We start from the raw sequence: 16685 nt of genomic DNA on the forward strand, positions 1-16685 counted from the left end.
GAGGAAATGTCCCTTGCCGGGGTGGAGCGGTAGGAATGCGTAACCGGGGAGGCTAAACGATGGCATCCATCGGGGGACGAGGCATGTGCATGATGACCGCCATGCCGACGAGGCAGATCACTACTCCCACAACATCGAATCGAGCCGGCCTGGTACCGTCTGCGCCGCAGCCCCACAGCAGCGAGCGAATGATGAACATTCTGCCTGGGACTGCGTACGTACGGCCGGGCCGGCGATTTTTACACTGATGGGTCGCTGGTTCCCCTATTTTCGCAGCCGCGGGCGTGGTTGTGCGCAGGGCTTCGGCCTCTGGAGCTCGGACGGAATCCTGGTCGCCTCATCGAGGCAGGCTGCATCCAGCTGCGCTTGAACCAGCCCCAGTGCGCCGCTCAGGTTCGCCCCTCGCAAGTCGGCCTGGCCAAGATCGGTATTGTTCAGCAAGGCTCCCGTCAAATCGGACGCACTGAGATTGGCTCCGCGCAGATTGGTTTCCTGGAGATTGGTTTGAACCACGACGGCGTGGCTGATGTCGGCCTGGCTCAGATCGGCGGCCACCAGATTCGCCAATTCCAGATTGGCTTCGCTGAGCCGGGCCTGCTGCAGATGGGCGTTCGGAGCGTAGATTTCGGTGAGGTCGGATTTCCGGAGATCGGCTCGCGCGAGTTGCGTCCCGATGAGGACGGCATGATGCAGGTTGGCCCCGTGCAGATTGGCGGCCGACAGGTTGGCCTTGTACAGCACGGTCATCGTGAGTGTGGCCGAGTCCAGCCTGGCTTTCACGAGGTTGGCTCCCTCCATGTTCGCATTTTCAAGATTGGCGCGCTGCAGGTTGGCGCCGCCAAGATGCGTAAAGCGAAAATCCGCGCCACGAAGGCTGGCCTCATGGAGGTCCGCATGCGCCAGCGAGGCATCGTCCAAGTAGGCGCTCTCCAGATCTGCTTCGACGAGGGATGCCCCGTCGAGGTTGGCGCTGTCCAGCAAGGCACCTTGCAGATTGGCCCGGCGTAAATTGGCCTGGCGCAAATTGGTCCGGCGGAGGTCGGTTCCGGCGAGGTCGGCGTCGGTGAGATTGGCCTTCGACAGATTCGCGCCATAAAAATAGCCGTCCAGGAGGGTGGCGTGGCTGAGGTCCGCGCCCTGCAAATCCGCATCCTCAAAATGAGCCCGCTCCAGCAGCGCTTCCCGGAAGAGCGCGCCTTGCAGGTTGGCTCCGTAAAACGCCGCTTCGTCGGCGGCGATGCGATTGAGATGGGCCTTCACCAGCAGGGCCTTGCGCAGATCGGCGCCTTCAAGATTGGCATCGTCCAGTACAGCCTGGGAGAGGTCCGCGCCTTTGAGGTGCGCCTGCACTAGACTCGCGGTGCGAAGATTCGAGCCTTTCAGGAGCGCCCCTTCGAGATTGATCCGTTCGAGGTTGGCTCCTACCAGTCGAAGTTGTCGAAGGTCGGTGCGGCAGAGATTGGCCCGGCGGCCGTCGGGGGAGTCCCGGTCTTCCAACCAGCGGGCATGGGACTGGAGCACCTTGTCCAAAATTTTTGACGCCGGACGCGTCTGCTTGAACGCGCTCTCGCAGGTATTACCGGAGGAGGGTTTGGGTACCGGCTTGGGTTCGGCGTCGGCACCGGTCGGGAGGGAGAGTAACGCGGCCACCACCCAACCTGCGACGAGGGTGCGGGGAACAGACTGCTGGTTCATGAACGGGCCTCCTTCAAGAAGATTCGGTGCTGCGGTCAATGGCATGGTTCCGGGAGCATCATGCGGCTCATGTGTGTAAATCGACCTGTTCCGCCAATTCGATGAGAGCCGGCGCGATCCGGACGTCGTATGGATCGGCGCGGTCGATCCGGCGCAACGGGGCCGGCAGTTGTGTCAATGAGAGCCGAGCATATCGTCGAACGTCTTCCAGCGACGGAGGGGATGCGACGCGGTGACCTCCCTGCATCACGCGGTCCAGCAGGGGCCGGCCTTCTCGGCAGTCTCCCTCGACCGTGATGATATCACCGTTCAGGCGTCCGTCGGTTCCGATCCGGCGGTAGACCTGTTTTCGACCCGGCCAGGTGGCCTTGCCTTCGGAACGTTTGCGGCAGGGTCTGCCGGCATATTCCTGAAGTTTGTAGGCGCAGTCCAGGTATGGAGCATCGGCCGACGTGGTCATGGCCGTGCCGATCGCAAAACTGTCGATCGGTGCCTGTCCCGTCACCAGCGCCTGGATGCGTGCCTCGTCAAGATTTCCGCTGGCGAGGATTTGGGTGGCGGTGAGGCCTCCGCGATCGAGAATGTGCCGAACCTTGCGCGCGTGATCGGCCAGGTCTCCGCTATCGAGCCGGACGCCGTGGATGGAGATGCCTTGTGCGTTCAAGCGACCCGCCAGGGAGACCACCTTCTCCGCCGCCGCTTCCGTGTCATAGGTGTCGATGAGGAGCACGACGTTGCGCGGTTGCGCCTCCGCGATGTGGATGAAGGCCTCCGCCTCGTCGAGATGAGCCTGGACGAACGAATGGGCCATCGTCCCGTAGATCGGGATGCCGAAGCGGGCGCCGGCTGATACGTTCGACGTGCCCGCGAGTCCGGCGAGGTATGCGGCGCGGGCGGCGAGGAGGCCCGCTTCCGCCCCATGCGCGCGGCGCAGGCCGAAATCGATCAGGGGTTTGTCGCCGGCGACCAAGACTGACCGGCAGGCTTTGGAGGCCACCATCGTTTGGAAGTTCAGGAGATTCATCACCCGTGTTTCGACGAGTTGCGCTTGCGGCAGCGGCGCGGTAATGCGGAGGATCGGCTCGTGTGGAAAGAAGAGACTCCCCTCCGGCATCGCGTGGACCTCGCCGGTAAAGCGCATCGCGCGGAGCGCGTTGAGCGACGCCGGGCTGAATCCGCCGGTCTGATCGAGCCAGGCGATGTCGGCGTCTGAGAACTGAAACTCCTCCAGGTAGTTCAAGACCTGCTCCAGCCCCGCGGCCATGAAGAAGTTGCGTTGCGGCGGCAGTTTCCGGACGAAGAATTCAAAGACGGCGATGTCCGTCATTCCCTGGGCGAGATAGGCTTGTGCCATCGTGAGTTCGTAGAGGTCGGTGAGCAGCGCGTCCGAGGTGATGTTCATGCGGCCAATCGCTCCAGGCAAAGGGGAATGGCGCCGGCCAACACCATCGCTTCTTCGGCGCGCCGGCCGTCATCGGGAAGCACATTGACCGGCCGGATGGCATCGACCAACAGGCAGACCTCATACCCGAGGGTCCGGGCATCCCGCACGGTTTCGAGCACGCAATAGTCTGTGGCCAGCCCTCCTATGAACAACCGGACAATGCGGGCGGTCCGAAGGCGATCGTGCAACGGAGTGCCTTGGAAGCCGGAGTAGGCCTCGCGCGTAGGGTCGGTGCCTTTCGAGATTACAATGACGGATGGAGGAAGCCGGAGGTCGTCGGGAAATTGTGCTCCTGGCGTGCGCGCGACGCAGTGCGGCGGCCAAGGCCCTCCCTGTGTGTGGAAAGAGCAGTGGTCGGGCGGGTGCCAATCCCGTGTGGCGAACACCGGCAGGCCATGTTCGGCAAACAGAGCCAGATACCGCCGCAAGACCGGAATCACGTCCTGGCCGCCGGGCACCGCCAGTGCGCCATTCGCGACAAAATCGTTCTGAACGTCCACAATGAGGAGTGCATCGCCTGGATGAAGAGGTGTCATACGGAGTCCCTTCGCGGAACTCGTCCGCCCGGCATTCTACTGGCCCTGCTGCACGAGCAGGCGGATGTAGGCCAGCACGTCCTGCCTTTCCGTTTCGGTCAGTTGCCCCTGCCAGGAATGCATCGGGCTGAAGACGATGCCGTGTTCGATCGTTCTGAGCAACTCCTCGTCGGACTTGAGGAAGGACTTGAACCGGTGGAAATTGGCCGGCGGAACCGTTAATGCGGCGGCATCGGGGCCGTCGCCCCATCCGCCACGACCGTGGCAAGCGAAGCAATGACGCTCGTAGACCGCCTTCCCTCGGGTGACGTCCGGCGGAAAGTCCTGTGCCGTCGCCGAGCCACAGGCGGCTGCGAGGGTCACGGCAAGCGAGACGACGAAGGAATATCGGGAGCCGGCAGTCATGACGATCTGCATGAGTCTCTGTGTCTCCCTCAGCTTTTCTTGGTTGTGTGCGCGATGAACGACGAAAAGTGTTGTTGCAGTTTGGTGCTGCCGCAGGCGGGACATTGTACCTCGCCTTGTTCATGTTGCTTCAACGTCACGATGATCAGCGATTCTTTTCCGCAGTCCAGACAGGTGTAGTCGTACATGGGCATAGGGACCTCGTTCTGTTTACCCCTTGACCTTCTCAGGCTCTTCTTCGCCTTCTCCCCAATTCGCGACAATCTGCGCCATCTCATCCAGGCGCGCGGCGGTTCGACCATAGATGCTCTCAGGCGGGAAGGTTCCTTCCGGTCCGCGTTCCCCGGCGGGGACGCCGATGAGCAACTCAAGCGCCTGTTCGACATGGTCCACGCCATACACGGCAAACTTTCCCTCTTCCACGGCCGCGACGACTTCCCGGTTCAGCGCCAGGTGTTTCGTGTTTCGAGCGGGGATGAGCACCCCTTGCGTACCGGTCAGGCCGTGCCGCTTGCACGACTCAAAGAACCCTTCGATCTTCTCGTTCACGCCCCCGATGGGTTGGATTTCACCGAGTTGGTTCACCGAGCCGGTGACGGCCAGCGATTGCCGGACGGGAAGGTCGGCGAGGCTTGAAAGGACGGCCGTGAGTTCGGCCACGGCGGCACTGTCTCCCTCGATTTCGGAGTAGGTCTGTTCGAAGGTAAGGGTGGCGCTGAGCGCGAACGGCTGCATCCCCGCGAATTTTCCCGCCAGGAATCCGGCCAGCGTCATGACCCCCTTGCTGTGGATGTTACCCGCGAGTTCGACCTCGCGTTGAATATCGATCACGCCTTTGGTGCCGACATAGGTGCGGGCGGTGATCCTGGTGGGACGGCCGAAGGCATAATCGCCCAGCTCATAGACGGACAGCCCGTTGACCTGACCGACGACCTCGCCTTGCAGATCCACCATCAGAGTCCCTTCGCGGATTTCATCCTGGATCCATTGCTCAGGCAGATCGGCACGGTGTCGCTGGTGCGCCAGGGCCGATTCAACATCCGCGCGTGTCACGAAGGAGTGCCCGTCTTTCCTGGCCCAATAGCCGGCTTCGCGAATGAGGTCGCTGACCAGACTGAATCGCAAGGATAGCCGATCGTGCCGGTCGGCATAACGAAACCCCTGACGGATGACTTCCGCCACGGCGTCGGCGCCGAAATGCGGCAGTCCTTCCTCTTTGCACAATTTGGCGACGAAGCGCGCATATTGCCGCTCCTGCCGCTCATCGTGCGGGACCTCCACATCGAAATCGGCTTTCACCTTGAAGAGTTTGGAGAAATCCTCCTCATAGGCTTGCAGCAAGTGATAGATGCCTGCTGTGCCGACCAGGATCACCTTGACCGAGACGGGAATCGGTTCCGGCCGCAGGCCCGCCGTGGCGAATCCATAGAACTCGGCCGGGTCCTCGATGGTGACGGCGCCGGTCTTGATGACGCGCTTCAAGGCGTCCCAGGAAAACGGCTGTCGGAGGAGATCCAGTGCCTGGAGAATCAGGTAGCCGCCGTTGGCCTGCAACATGGCCCCGGCCCGGATTTCGGTAAAATCGGTATACATCACGCCAAGGTGCGCCCGGCGCTCGATTTTTCCGATGAGGTTGCTATAAGTCGGGTGGGATTCATCCACCACCGGCGCTCCGGCGGCGACTTCCCGGGCCACGATGAGGTTGACGGCGAACCGGGTCATGTCCGGGCGACGGGTTTGTTCCAACCCCGGAATCGGCAGCACGGGACCGCTGTGAGGCAGGAAGTCTTTGTATTGGTGAATGATGTCGTGATGGACCCGCTGCAGGTACGTCGTCACGGGTCGTAGGTCTTGATAGGCCCGCTGCAGCGTTTCGTAGGCCCCTTGCATGACGTTGGCGACGATCTGGTGGTCGAGATGATGCAGCGCCTGCTCGGCTTCCCGTTCGAGGGTGTGCATCCGGACGTGAAACTCCCGTAGGTCGCTCTCGAGCGACTGTCGTTTTCCCGTGAGTTCCTGCTGAACCTGCTCGGAGAGTTCCTCCATTTCCTTTTCGGTCATCGGGCGGTCGTCTTTCAGCGGGACCAGCCCGAAGCCGACCGGCGTTTCTTCGAACCCGAATCCGCGCTGGTGACAGAGCGCGGTGAGGTCGTGGAAGAGGGCCTTCTTTTTCCCTTCCGTCTCTTCGATGATCTTCGCCTTGGCATCGAGGTACTTCTTGCCTTCGAAGGCCGCGGGAATGTCCCGGCGAAGGCCCTCGATGAAGGTGCTCATCTCACGTTTAAACGATGCGCCCTGCCCGGCCGGAAACGAGAGGCAAGTCGGGCGGGACGCGTCTTGAAAGTTGTGGACGTAACACCAGTCGGATGGGGCCGGTGCCGTTTGGGCCAGCCGCTTCACCATTTGTCTGACGAGTGTACCCTTGCCCGTCCCGACCGGCCCGGAGACGAAGATGTTGAAGCCGGGACTCTTCATCTGGAGGCCGAAGTCCAGGGCCTCGACCGCCCGTTCCTGCCCGATCGTGTCATCGAGCGGTTCGACCTCGCTCGTATCATCGAATCCCAGGCGACCGGGGTCCACCTGCGGAGCCAACAGACTAGGGGGAAGCTTCTGTTTGTCCGACATCGTCCGGGCTCCTACAGTTCCAGCGCGTGGGGTGGTTGAACGATGGTGGCATGCAGGCCCTTCTCGCCCGGTTCGCTCTCGAAGATAACCTCCTGTCCGTCCTCCATGTCATTGAACGGGATGCCCTTCACCGCATTCTTATGGAAATACACTTCGCCGCCGCCGTCCTTCAGGATGAAACCATAGCCGAGGTGCGGGAATACTTTGCTCACCACGCCGCGGAGCTGGGGCAGCGGTTCGATGCGCACGACTTTGTCGGCCCGCTTCTCGCGAAATTTCCGCAGTTCGATCGCCACGGCGTCGAAGGCGGCCCGGATCGCCTCCTCGAATGTTTTGTCCTCCTTGCGGGAGGTGATGGTGTGACGGGTCGGCACCGTGACCAGCACAAGCGCTTCTGCCACGTTGTCCAATTTTTTATGATGGCGATTTTTCGTCAGGGTGACGCGTCCATGGATAATGTCGTCGTGGCCACGCTGCAAGGTGGCCATCCGTTCTTCGATCTCGGTTTTCCAGCGCGGGGTCATGGCGATATTGCGGCTCTCAACTTCCAGGTTCATGCGGCCTCCTCTCGTCTCAGATGAACAGTCTGTGCATCTGCTGTCTCAGCAAAGCACATGCCCTTCGTACAGGTGGGAACGCGGGGCGGGGATGGAGCTGAACCGGCTGAAAGTGGGGCATTTGCGCGACTTCAGCCGGCGGGGTGATGGTGGCCTTTCGGGGCACTGGCGCATAATTCCTCACTGCCTCCAGAGGGGCTGAAGCTCAATGCGCCAGTTGCGGGTTCCGTTGCGGGCTGAAGCGGGCATATTTTCTGGAACATGTCTTGCGTCGGACCGCGGTATGCCGGTGTTGAAGAAATCTGCCCTTGAGACCTACCTCAAGGCCCGGTTCGGGCCGAGCGCGGAATTGCTCGCCTAGGGACCGATCGGCAAGGAGACGAGCGGCGCGCGGTATAAGCAATACGGCTATGGTGCGCCTGTCCGGCTGACCTTCCGCCAGGGGGGCAAGACCCGCCGGGTGGTGTTGGGCACGATGAGTCCCGGTCCATTCGGCCATGAACATCCGGCCGACCGGGCTCAGGCGATGTTGTGGGACTATGACTGCTACGGCCGCCTGCCGGGGCATATCGACGCGCTGGATGTGGGGGCCTTCACCGCGCGGGGCGAGTTGATGTCCGTGGCGGCGGCCAAGGAATTCTTTTTACTCACCGAATGGTCGGAGGGAGCGACCTATCACAAGGATCTCGAACGCATGGCAGGGGCGACCAAGCCGACTGCGCTCGACCGGAAGCGGACCGGAGCGTTGGCCGGATATCTGGCCGACATTCACCGGGTGAAACAGACCGATCCGCAACTCTATCGGCGGCGGTTGCGGGAATTGCTCGGCCATGGCGAATGTATCATGGGCCTCACCGATAGTTACCCCGATCGGTTTGCCTTCATCACGGAAGACCTTCTGCCGCGAATCGAGGTGGCCTGCAATGTGTGGCGATGGCGACTGCGCAGCCGGCATGCGCGACTGTCGCAGGTGCATGGGGATTTCCATCCCTGGAATGTGCTGTTTCGCCACGGGACGGATTTTTCCGTATTGGACCGATCACGCGGGGAGTGGGGTGAGCCGGCGGACGACGTGACGTCGATGTCGATCAATTATCTGTTTTTCTCGCTGTGCCGGCACGGGACGTTGAAGGGCGCGCTGGAAGTGGCCTTTCATTCATTCTGGGAGACCTACCTCGCCAGGAGCCGCGATCACGAGGTGTTGGAGGCGTCAGCGCCGTTTTTCGCGTTTCGCGGGTTGGTGCTGGCGAGTCCGCTCTGGTATCCGAAACTCACCGTGACTGTGCGGCGGAAAATCTTCCGGTTCATCGAGAATGTCCTGGCGACGGCGCGCTTCGACCCGGCGGATGTGAACCGCTATTGCGAATAAGTGATGTGATGACTCCCTTACCATTTGCCCTGTGGCTGACCGGTCTTCCCGCTTCCGGGAAAAGCTCGATCGTTGCGCGGTTGTTACCCAGGCTCGAATCGTGGGGAGTGCCGGTCGAAGTCCTGGAGTCCGATGCGGTCCGCCGCATTGTGACCCCCAAGGCCAGCTACTCCAACGAAGAACGTGACCTGTTCTATCGCGCCTTGGCGTTCATGGGGTCGCGACTGGTTGCGCATGGGGTGAGTGTGATCTTCGACGCGACGGCGAGCCGGCGGGAGTATCGGGAGTTTGCGCGCAGCTTGATTCCCAGCCTGTTGGAAGTCTCCATCGAGTGTCCGCTGGAGGTCTGCATGCAGCGCGACAAGAAGGGGACTTACCGGCGAGGCTTGCAGGGCGAGTCGTCCACCGTGCCCGGGTTGCAGACACCCTACGAAGCACCGGTCTCGCCGGCTCTGGCCATTGACACGATGGTCGTGTCGCCGGATGCCGCAGCGGAACAGATCCTCGCGCTGATCCAATCTCGTCTTGAGGCCTGACCAGTTTTCTTCGTTGCCTCGCTTAGCACCAAATCGTCCGCACCTCCTTACCGCCATACGCCATCAGCCATCAGCTCTTTTTCTGATCCTCAGTCAGCCTCTTGCCGAGTTCGGCAGCCTTCTATAGGATGAGGCTGCTGTCGAGCTCCTTACCGTGAGGGCATCCATGCCCGCGTCACTCAGCCACATACATCCCGATACCCCGATGGGGGCCAATCTGATTGCCGGCGGCGCGACGTTCCGTTGTTGGGCTCCGCATGCCAAGTCCGTCCACGTGGTCGGCGATTTCAACCATCAGGCACGGAACGAAGCGAGTTTGCTGACGCGGGACGCGCAGGGGCATTGGCGCGGGTTCATCCCTGGGGTGAAGGATCGCCAGCGCTACATGTTCTACGTGGTCGGCGAGGGGAGTGAGGGGCTCAAGCGGGACCCCTATGCCCGAGAGTTGGAATCGCCCTTCCCCAGCCAATGTATCATTCGTCACCCCGACTTCCCCTGGCATGAGTGCGGCTATGTCGTGCCGTGTTTTCACGAATACGTCATCTATCAACTCCATGTGGGGACGTTCTTCACCCCGAATCTCCCGCAGAAGGGCGGCACCTTTCTCGATGTGGCTCGCAAGCTGCCCTATCTCGCCGACCTCGGGCTGAACGCGCTGCAACTGATGCCCATTCAGGAGTTTCAGACCAGCTTCAGCCTGGGTTACAACGGCACCGACTATTTTTCTCCCGAAATGGACTTCGCCGTGGCGGATGCCGATCTGGCTCCCTACGTGGCGGCAGTCAACCGGCTGCTCGAGGAGAAAGGATTGCGCCCGTACCAGGTGAAGGAGCTCAGGGGGGAAATGAATCAGCTCAAGGCGCTGATCGATCTCGCCCATGTCTATGGCCTGGCGGTGCTGCTCGATGTGGTCTACAACCATGCGGGCGGAGACTTCGGGGACCAGAGCCTGTATTTCTTCGATCGACAAAATCCGGCCGGCGGGCAGCGCAACTCGCTGTACTTCACCGATGTAGGCCATGCCGGCGGGCTTGTGTTCGACTTTGCCAAACCGGAGGTGCGCGACTTCCTGATTCAGAACGCCAAATTCTTTCTGACTGAATACCGTGTCGATGGATTCCGGTACGACCAGGTGAGCGTGATCGATCACGACGGGGCGCCCGAGGGCTGGCGTTTTTGCCAGGACCTGACCTCGACGGTGCATGCACAGCGGCCGGAGACGTTGCACCATGCGGAATATTGGGATGTGAATCCGTTCATCGTCGCGCCGCGGCCGGTCGGGGCCGGGTTCGACACCACCTTGACCGACGGCCTGCGGATTGCGATTCGCGATGTCATCGGCAACGCGAGCGCACCCGACGAGCGCCCACTGAATATGACAGGGCTGGCGAGAAGCTTGTGGCCCGAGGGGTTCAACGAGTCCTGGCGGTTTGTGCAGGGGCCGGAGAATCACGACATCGTTTACCGGGGGCGTGAGCAGCGCATCGCCCGGCTTGGCGATCCGGACCACCCCCGATCCTGGTTTGCGCGCAGCCGTGCGCGGGTCGCGACCGGCCTGAGCCTCACGGCTCCCGGGATTCCCATGCTGTTCATGGGACAGGAATTTCTGGAGGACAAGCAGTGGGCGGACGACTTCGTGACACACCGCGAGTTGCTGCTCCATTGGGCCGGTCTCGATCAGGGCGACCGGCAGATGATCGACCATTTGCGGTTCACACGGGAACTGTTGCATTTGCGCCGTCGATTGCCGGCGCTGCGCGGACAAGGGTTTCGCGCGGCGCATGTGCACGATCAGAACCGGGTCTTGACGTTTCATCGCTGGGTGGAAGGCGAAGGGCACGACCTGTTAGTGGTGGTGCACCTGGCCGACTTCACCCGCGTCGGGTATCGACTCGGATTCCCAGGCGGGGGTGACTGGCGCGAACTGTTCAATAGCGATGCCTATGAAAATTGGATCAATGCCGGCGTGGCCGGCAACAGCGGGCGCGTGACCGCCGGTCCGCAATCCCTGCATGGCTTCTCCTATTCGGCCGCGGTGGTGCTCCCCGCCAATAGTATGCTGATATTTGCGCGTTAGTGCCCTCCGGTTTCCTTTCCCTGCATCTCCATGTGGTCTCTTTCCCTGGTCTACGGGCCCGTCCTTACGAACCCGTCGCCTTTGCGCGCCACAAGAGTTCTTCGTAGAGCGGACGACCGCAGGCTGAGGTCGTATCTCCGCTACAAAATGGCAGCAGGAGCGACAGACTGCCGGTGCGATGGGGCGTAGAGTCTCGATGTGCGCGACACGCCGTTCATGTTCGACCGTATCCCTGCAATCGAGAGGAGGTCACGATGAACATGCGTAGTGTAATGTGTGTCACGCTGATCTGGATGGGAATGGTCGGCCCGGTTCTCGGATTTCAGACCGCCGCAGTGTTTCCCGTCAGCCGGGTCGAGCACGTGGATCTCCGCAATCAACTGCTGACCTTTAAGACCCAGGACGGTCAATTGCGGATGTTGCGAGTGGCCGATTCGGTGGCAATGCGGCGTGAGTGGCTGAGTAAAGGGGATCTGGTCAGCATCGAGGTCGATCTCGACGACCAGATTGTGAACATCGTGAAGGTGGATCGAGGATCCGAGCCCGATCGACAGATGTCACGTCGCAAATGAGGAGTGACAGATTTGTGTGAGTGCTCAGGATCGCCTCGCAGGATGCGCAAAAGGGCGGCTCAGCAAGGCCGCAGCAAGCGAAGGAGCGAATCGTACTCGCGCCGTACGGTGAGCCGCTGAGCGCCGCGAGAACGCCGCTGGCGGACTTTTTCCGCATCCTGCTAGGTCGTCCACCAGGAGGCGACCGGGGGATGGGGCCGCGGACGCAATGGACGCGGATGAACCCAGCGGCCTTGTGAACGAAGCCCCGCCCGTCGGCAGTATGCGGCAGCGACATCCGCTTCATCTGTGCCTTGATTCACCATGAACAGGGTTCCCCCCACCGAGAGGTTACGCACGATACGGGCAAAGAGCCGTTCAGGAGAAAATACGGTCAACGGGAGCCGCCAGGCGAGAACGGGTGCCGGCGTGACAAATGGAAACCAGGCCGTGATGACATCTATCTGTTCGTCCATCTCGCAGTAGTCGGCGGTCACGAACGAGGTCTGCGGAAGATCCGCGACGTATCCGGCGGCCGCGTCGTAGCGGCTGTAGCCGGTCGGATAGAGGCGGTAACCCTCGACATCCACGCCGGTCAGTTTCGCCGGTCGGAAAAACCGGTGTAGCGTCCGCGCATACCAGAAGTTGGCACAGCCCACATCCGTGACAAGACCGCCCGTGGGGATGGGTCGGTCCGTTGCCGTCCAAGCCTGGTCCAGCAGATCGAGATAGGCGTAGTTGGCCAGCGACGTGTGTCGTCCGTAGCGGGATTCGAAGCAGACACCATAACGGGCCTGCAGGGATTCGATACAAGCCGACTGCCAGGTCTCCAGATCTGTGAGACGGCCGACCGGCACTTCATGGTAAGGCTTTCTCGACCAGCGTATCCGTTCCGAGAGGCCGAACCACAGTGCATGATAGAGCGACCGGCACCGTTGTCCGAGTGAGTAGCGGGACGATGATGGCTGCAGGCCGGATGGCGAATCCTCTAGCTCGCAGGCGGATCGGGATCTCGCCGGAGTAGTCGTGTCCATAGGAAACAGTCTCGCTCACCCTCCCGGCGCTGCCAATGAAAAGTTAAAAGGTCTGCGGGCTAGGGACGCACGAACCGGAGTAGGTTCTCGCCTGCGGCAAGGCGGGAGAATTTCCGCTTCAACTCATTTACTCGATCGAGGTAGGTTTTTGCGCTGTGATCGCCGCACCGTTGCTGCGGGGCCAGTCGAAAGCCGCGGGCGACGTACGCGTGGCCGGCGCCGGCTCCGCAGAGATGAATCAGGGCGGCCAGATCCTGCTTCTGCCGGAAGGTGGGGCCGGGCCTTCGATGCGGACCGATTGCGTGCGCCACGGCGCGGTCCAGCAGGGCGGAGGTCAACTCGATGGCATGGCTCGGCAGGACGCGGCTGTAAAAGGAATTGAACCAGCAGGAGTGAGGATCGTTCCAGGGGCCCTCCTGGACGACACGATGGTCATGAATGCAGTATCGCTTTCCTTCTTGAAACGTCGCGTCGGTGATCTGGAACATGCCGACCGCGCTCGATGCCGGACGATACATCTCCAGCGGATTCCAGGTCAGTCGCCAGCGCCAGTAGGTCCGCGCGACCGGATTGCCTGCGCTTTCGACCTGTGCCAGCGCGGCCAGCAGATCCGGCGTCATGACCGCGGTGGAATGTGTGCGGAACAGCGGACCGTATTCCTTCCACGTTTCATACGGATGCTTATCCAGTGCGTCGTCGAGCGCAAAGAACATTTCCGTCGGTTTGTGAATCGTGTGGTAGACCCAGTTCACGCCCGCGCCGAGCAAGAGTAGGATAGCCAGGCTGACCACAAGCCTGGCCGTGAACGGCAAGCGCCGCAGGGCGGCGAGGAGGGCTCGATATCTATGTCGCCAGGCGCGTCCGCGTCGGCGAACGGCCACAATCGTGCTCCTGCGTCCGCGCCTCCTGCGACGGATCACAGCCTGCGGATGCGAGCGGGAAGGCATGAGCTCACTATAACTCAAAAAAGGGGAGACGGAGGATTGGTCATCTTCTTGCTCGCGGAAGGTGTGATCAGACCATGCTCAGCCGATGTCTGGGATGGAGTTCATGCCAGCCAGGTCGCCGATCAAAGCAGGAAGTGATATCCTCACCGACGAAGAATAATAATTGTGACCTGTGCATACTCCGTCGCGTAGCGCGGTATGTGCGAGGAAGGACTAGGCGGATTTTGCACTGCGGGATATGCAATATCTGAGGATAACATGCCGGCACCGATTTGCCTTTGGGCTGAAGGCACTGACCATGCTCACGCTGATCAGTTTCGCGACGGTGTCGCATGCCGGCACGAAACGACCGCCTGAGTCCCATCGCTCAGGGGTGAAGCCTCAAAAGAATGGATTCTGTTCTGCGGAAGCTCCAATCAAGGGCAATTTCACGACCCATAGCGGTGAGCGTTGCATCTATCACATGCCCGGTCAGCGCTTTTATGAGAAGACAATTCCCGAGCGGTGTTACGCCAACGAAGCCGAGGCCATTCGGGATGGTTGTCGTAAGTCGAAGGTGTGAGCTGGTGACGTGCCCGCCAATCCCTCTCTTGTGTCCCCGTGAAATTGCATCTACCGGTCAACGATGATTTTCTATCGTTCACTCTTCGCGGTTATGATCCTGGCTCAGACTGGTGTTTCGCTGCAGGGAGCTCCTTCACCATCTTCCGATGCGGGATGCCGGCGTCCATGAAGGGCTCGCCGACTACGTGGAACCCGGCCCGTTCATAAAATCCAAGCGCATGGGTCTGTGCTGACAAGCTCACGCGCGGGAGCCCTTGCCTAACCGCCAGATCCAGCAGTGTCTGGAGAAGGGCCCGTCCGACGCCGCGCCCGCGCCAGTCCTTGAGCACCGCCATTCTGCCGATGGTGCCATTCCGTTGCATGCGCGCCGTGCCGATGGCCTCTCCTCGGTCATTCCACGCCAGCACATGGGCGCAAGATGAATCGAGCCCATCCCACTCCAGTTCCACCGGCACTCCCTGCTCGTGGATAAACACCGTTTCGCGAATCGCCCTGATGGCCGACCCTGTGGTGGCCCAGTCGGTAAGTTCTACCCGTCCTGTGTTGTGATGTTGCGGCATGATTTCCTGGCCTCATTCATTGGGTCGGTCTTCTGCATCTGACTCCGATCGACAGCGCGTCTCAAATGTAATTCTCTTTTGGAGGATCGGCAACCACATGGTACCGTTCATCATGATGGTCTGCCTGTGAAACGACGCAGGCGCGTGCCGACTGGCTCCGGTTCACCGATGGGAGGTCATCCGTGAAGACTCAACGTCGAACCTATGATGTCGTGGCGGGGCGGAGGATCCGGTCCGGATTGTGGCATTCCTGGTGTCAGGCCGGTGGAAGGCCTGAAGCCCAGCGGCTGTTCGGTTGGTCGTTTCTGCGCTCGGTGTGGTCGTTGCTCTGCAAAGTGACCTGGGGTCGGCTCGGTCGTGAGCAGGAGCGTCGCTCCTCCTGGGGACACACATCGGTCGGGTGCACCGCGCCGCGATCCACGGCCATCTATGGTCGTATGAACTGACCGGCGGTATTCCGTTCGGTTGATTGCCATTCAGCCCGCTCGTTGTTCTGCCTGCTGTGTCTCCGTCCTTTTTTCGGTTCTTCGCTCAAAGCATAGGCATCTGGCCCCGACGGCAACCTTCCTGTGACCTTCCAAAGGGTGAAGAGGGGCTTGCCGTATTTCTGTGGAAAGAAGCTATTGACCCGCCGATCCGTTGAGGCGAAGATGCGGCAGCGTTGGCACAAAGCCTGCTACTCAAGTCTGTAACGGATTGAACGATGAGGGGCGACCTATGAAAGTGTTGATTGCGACGGATGGATCCAAGTATGGCAAGTGGGCGACCGAGTGGGTGGCGAGAATGCCCTTTGCCGACAAGCCGGAAGTGAGCGTCCTGCATGTGACGGATGTCGAGGCCCTGCGCGCGCCGTTCATGTTTCAGCCGGTGGTGATCGGCAATGAGCCGTTTATTCAGGAAGAAATCAAACGGATCGAAGCCCGTGGAAAGACGGCCATGGCCGAGGCTAAGGCTCAGATGGCGTCGCTCAAGTTAAAAGGCAAGCTGGTGTCTGAGCGCGGGGCAGCCGGCTCGACCATTCTCGATCGTGCGCCGCAGCGTGACGGGCTGGTGGCAATCGGGAGCCGGGGGCTGGATGCGCTCGACCGGTTCATGCTCGGGAGTGTCTCGACTCAGGTGACGTTGCATGCGCCCTGCTCGGTTCTCATTGTGAAGGAAGAGCCGCGCCCGCTGAGCCGGATTCTCTTCGCAGCCGACGGGTCCAAGGCCTCGGAGAAGGCGTTGCGGTTCCTGCTGACCAAACTGCATCCGGAAGAGCGGGAAGGCCTGGAGCCGATCGATGTGGTGGTGATGCACGCCATGCCGTTCCTGAAGTATCCGGAACTCAAAGAGGCCGGCGCCCGCCTGGTCGAGCAATGCGCGAACAAGCTGCTGAAGGCCGGGTATGTGGTCGATGAAGTGGTCCAGCTGGGAAAACCGGCCGATGAGATCTTGAAAGTAGCGACGAAGAAGAAAGTCGATCTGATCGTGACCGGGGCCAAAGGCATGGGGGCCGTCGCCAGGTTCCTGCTGGGCAGTGTTTCGACCAAGGTTGTGCAGCACAGCACTTGCTCGGTGCTCGTGGTCCGTTAGGCAGGCTGATGAGAAAGGCCGCCAGCGGCGTTCTCGCGTCGTTCAGAGGCTCGATGTACGGCCACGGGACAAGTGCCTGTCTTGGCAGGCTCGGGGTGGGTGGGTAAGAACGACCGCCTCGCCTCTGGGACACTGGGCGCTCACCGTCTCGCGCCCGTCCGCAGATGTGACGCTCATTACTCTTCGCGTCGCGGACCTTGCTGCGGCCTTGCT

At 61.2% G+C, this 16685-nt stretch carries 17 protein-coding genes and 1 pseudogene; 7 read left to right on the forward strand and 11 right to left on the reverse strand.

All coding sequences use genetic code 11. From position 1 onward, the window contains the following. Positions 1-52: 52 nt before the first annotated feature. The 8 genes from H8K11_11950 to H8K11_11985 all read right to left on the reverse strand — a co-directional run bounded on the left by H8K11_11950 (position 53) and on the right by H8K11_11985 (position 7262). Positions 53-199 (reverse strand): hypothetical protein, encoded by a 147-nt coding sequence (locus H8K11_11950; GenBank protein MCS6264459.1) that lies wholly within the window; start codon positions 197-199, stop codon positions 53-55. A gap of 65 nt (positions 200-264) precedes the next feature. Beyond that, positions 265-1695 carry a pentapeptide repeat-containing protein gene (locus tag H8K11_11955; GenBank protein MCS6264460.1) on the reverse strand — a complete coding sequence of 477 codons (1431 nt, stop codon included), beginning with the start codon at positions 1693-1695 and terminating at the stop codon, positions 265-267. Between the two features lie 67 nt (positions 1696-1762). Then, on the reverse strand, positions 1763-3097 hold the full coding sequence (locus H8K11_11960) for a nicotinate phosphoribosyltransferase (protein MCS6264461.1): 1335 nt from the start codon (positions 3095-3097) through the stop codon (positions 1763-1765). Then, positions 3094-3675, reverse strand: a complete 582-nt coding sequence (locus H8K11_11965) for an isochorismatase family protein (GenBank protein ID MCS6264462.1) — start codon at positions 3673-3675, stop codon at positions 3094-3096. Before H8K11_11965 ends, H8K11_11960 begins: the two co-directional genes overlap by 4 nt. Before the next feature lie 36 nt (positions 3676-3711). Then, positions 3712-4092, reverse strand: a complete 381-nt coding sequence (locus H8K11_11970) for a cytochrome c (GenBank protein MCS6264463.1) — start codon at positions 4090-4092, stop codon at positions 3712-3714. A gap of 17 nt (positions 4093-4109) precedes the next feature. Then, positions 4110-4274: a zinc ribbon domain-containing protein gene (locus tag H8K11_11975; GenBank protein ID MCS6264464.1), complete on the reverse strand. Its 165-nt coding sequence runs from the start codon at positions 4272-4274 to the stop codon at positions 4110-4112. Between the two features lie 16 nt (positions 4275-4290). After that, entirely contained in the window at positions 4291-6705 is a 2415-nt protein-coding gene (locus tag H8K11_11980) for an AAA family ATPase (protein ID MCS6264465.1), read from the reverse strand. 11 nt (positions 6706-6716) lie between these two features. Beyond that, the gene (locus H8K11_11985) at positions 6717-7262 is read right to left on the reverse strand and encodes an HPF/RaiA family ribosome-associated protein (protein ID MCS6264466.1); all 546 of its coding nucleotides are present in this window, start codon (positions 7260-7262) and stop codon (positions 6717-6719) included. 283 nt (positions 7263-7545) lie between these two features. Here H8K11_11985 and H8K11_11990 point away from each other — a divergent pair. The 4 genes and pseudogenes from H8K11_11990 to H8K11_12005 all read left to right on the forward strand — a co-directional run bounded on the left by H8K11_11990 (position 7546) and on the right by H8K11_12005 (position 11816). Next, positions 7546-8631: pseudogene (locus H8K11_11990) on the forward strand (phosphotransferase). A gap of 8 nt (positions 8632-8639) precedes the next feature. After that, a complete protein-coding gene (locus tag H8K11_11995) occupies positions 8640-9167 on the forward strand; it encodes an adenylyl-sulfate kinase (GenBank protein MCS6264467.1) in 528 nt (175 codons plus the stop codon). Between the two features lie 166 nt (positions 9168-9333). Next, the gene (locus H8K11_12000) at positions 9334-11244 is read left to right on the forward strand and encodes a DUF3459 domain-containing protein (GenBank protein ID MCS6264468.1); all 1911 of its coding nucleotides are present in this window, start codon (positions 9334-9336) and stop codon (positions 11242-11244) included. 254 nt (positions 11245-11498) lie between these two features. Next, positions 11499-11816, forward strand: coding sequence for a hypothetical protein (locus H8K11_12005; GenBank protein MCS6264469.1), 318 nt, complete (start codon positions 11499-11501; stop codon positions 11814-11816). Between the two features lie 161 nt (positions 11817-11977). Here the strand turns inward: H8K11_12005 and H8K11_12010 are convergent, their stop codons facing one another. Continuing rightward, positions 11978-12829: a hypothetical protein gene (locus H8K11_12010; GenBank protein ID MCS6264470.1), complete on the reverse strand. Its 852-nt coding sequence runs from the start codon at positions 12827-12829 to the stop codon at positions 11978-11980. A 59-nt stretch (positions 12830-12888) separates the two neighbouring features. Further along, the gene (locus tag H8K11_12015; protein MCS6264471.1) at positions 12889-13650 is read right to left on the reverse strand and encodes a transglycosylase SLT domain-containing protein; all 762 of its coding nucleotides are present in this window, start codon (positions 13648-13650) and stop codon (positions 12889-12891) included. Positions 13651-14074: 424 nt separating this feature from the next. Between H8K11_12015 and H8K11_12020 the strand changes: the two genes are divergently transcribed. Then, positions 14075-14338 (forward strand): hypothetical protein, encoded by a 264-nt coding sequence (locus tag H8K11_12020; GenBank protein MCS6264472.1) that lies wholly within the window; start codon positions 14075-14077, stop codon positions 14336-14338. Between the two features lie 91 nt (positions 14339-14429). Here H8K11_12020 and H8K11_12025 read toward each other — a convergent pair whose 3' ends face one another. Further along, the gene (locus H8K11_12025) at positions 14430-14900 is read right to left on the reverse strand and encodes a GNAT family N-acetyltransferase (GenBank protein MCS6264473.1); all 471 of its coding nucleotides are present in this window, start codon (positions 14898-14900) and stop codon (positions 14430-14432) included. Positions 14901-15082: 182 nt separating this feature from the next. Between H8K11_12025 and H8K11_12030 the strand changes: the two genes are divergently transcribed. Then, positions 15083-15346, forward strand: a complete 264-nt coding sequence (locus tag H8K11_12030) for a hypothetical protein (protein ID MCS6264474.1) — start codon at positions 15083-15085, stop codon at positions 15344-15346. A gap of 271 nt (positions 15347-15617) precedes the next feature. Further along, a complete protein-coding gene (locus tag H8K11_12035) occupies positions 15618-16472 on the forward strand; it encodes a universal stress protein (protein ID MCS6264475.1) in 855 nt (284 codons plus the stop codon). Positions 16473-16685 lie beyond the last annotated feature (213 nt).

It is taken from the genome of Nitrospira sp. (assembly GCA_024998565.1).
Classification (GTDB): Bacteria; Nitrospirota; Nitrospiria; order Nitrospirales; family Nitrospiraceae; genus Nitrospira_A.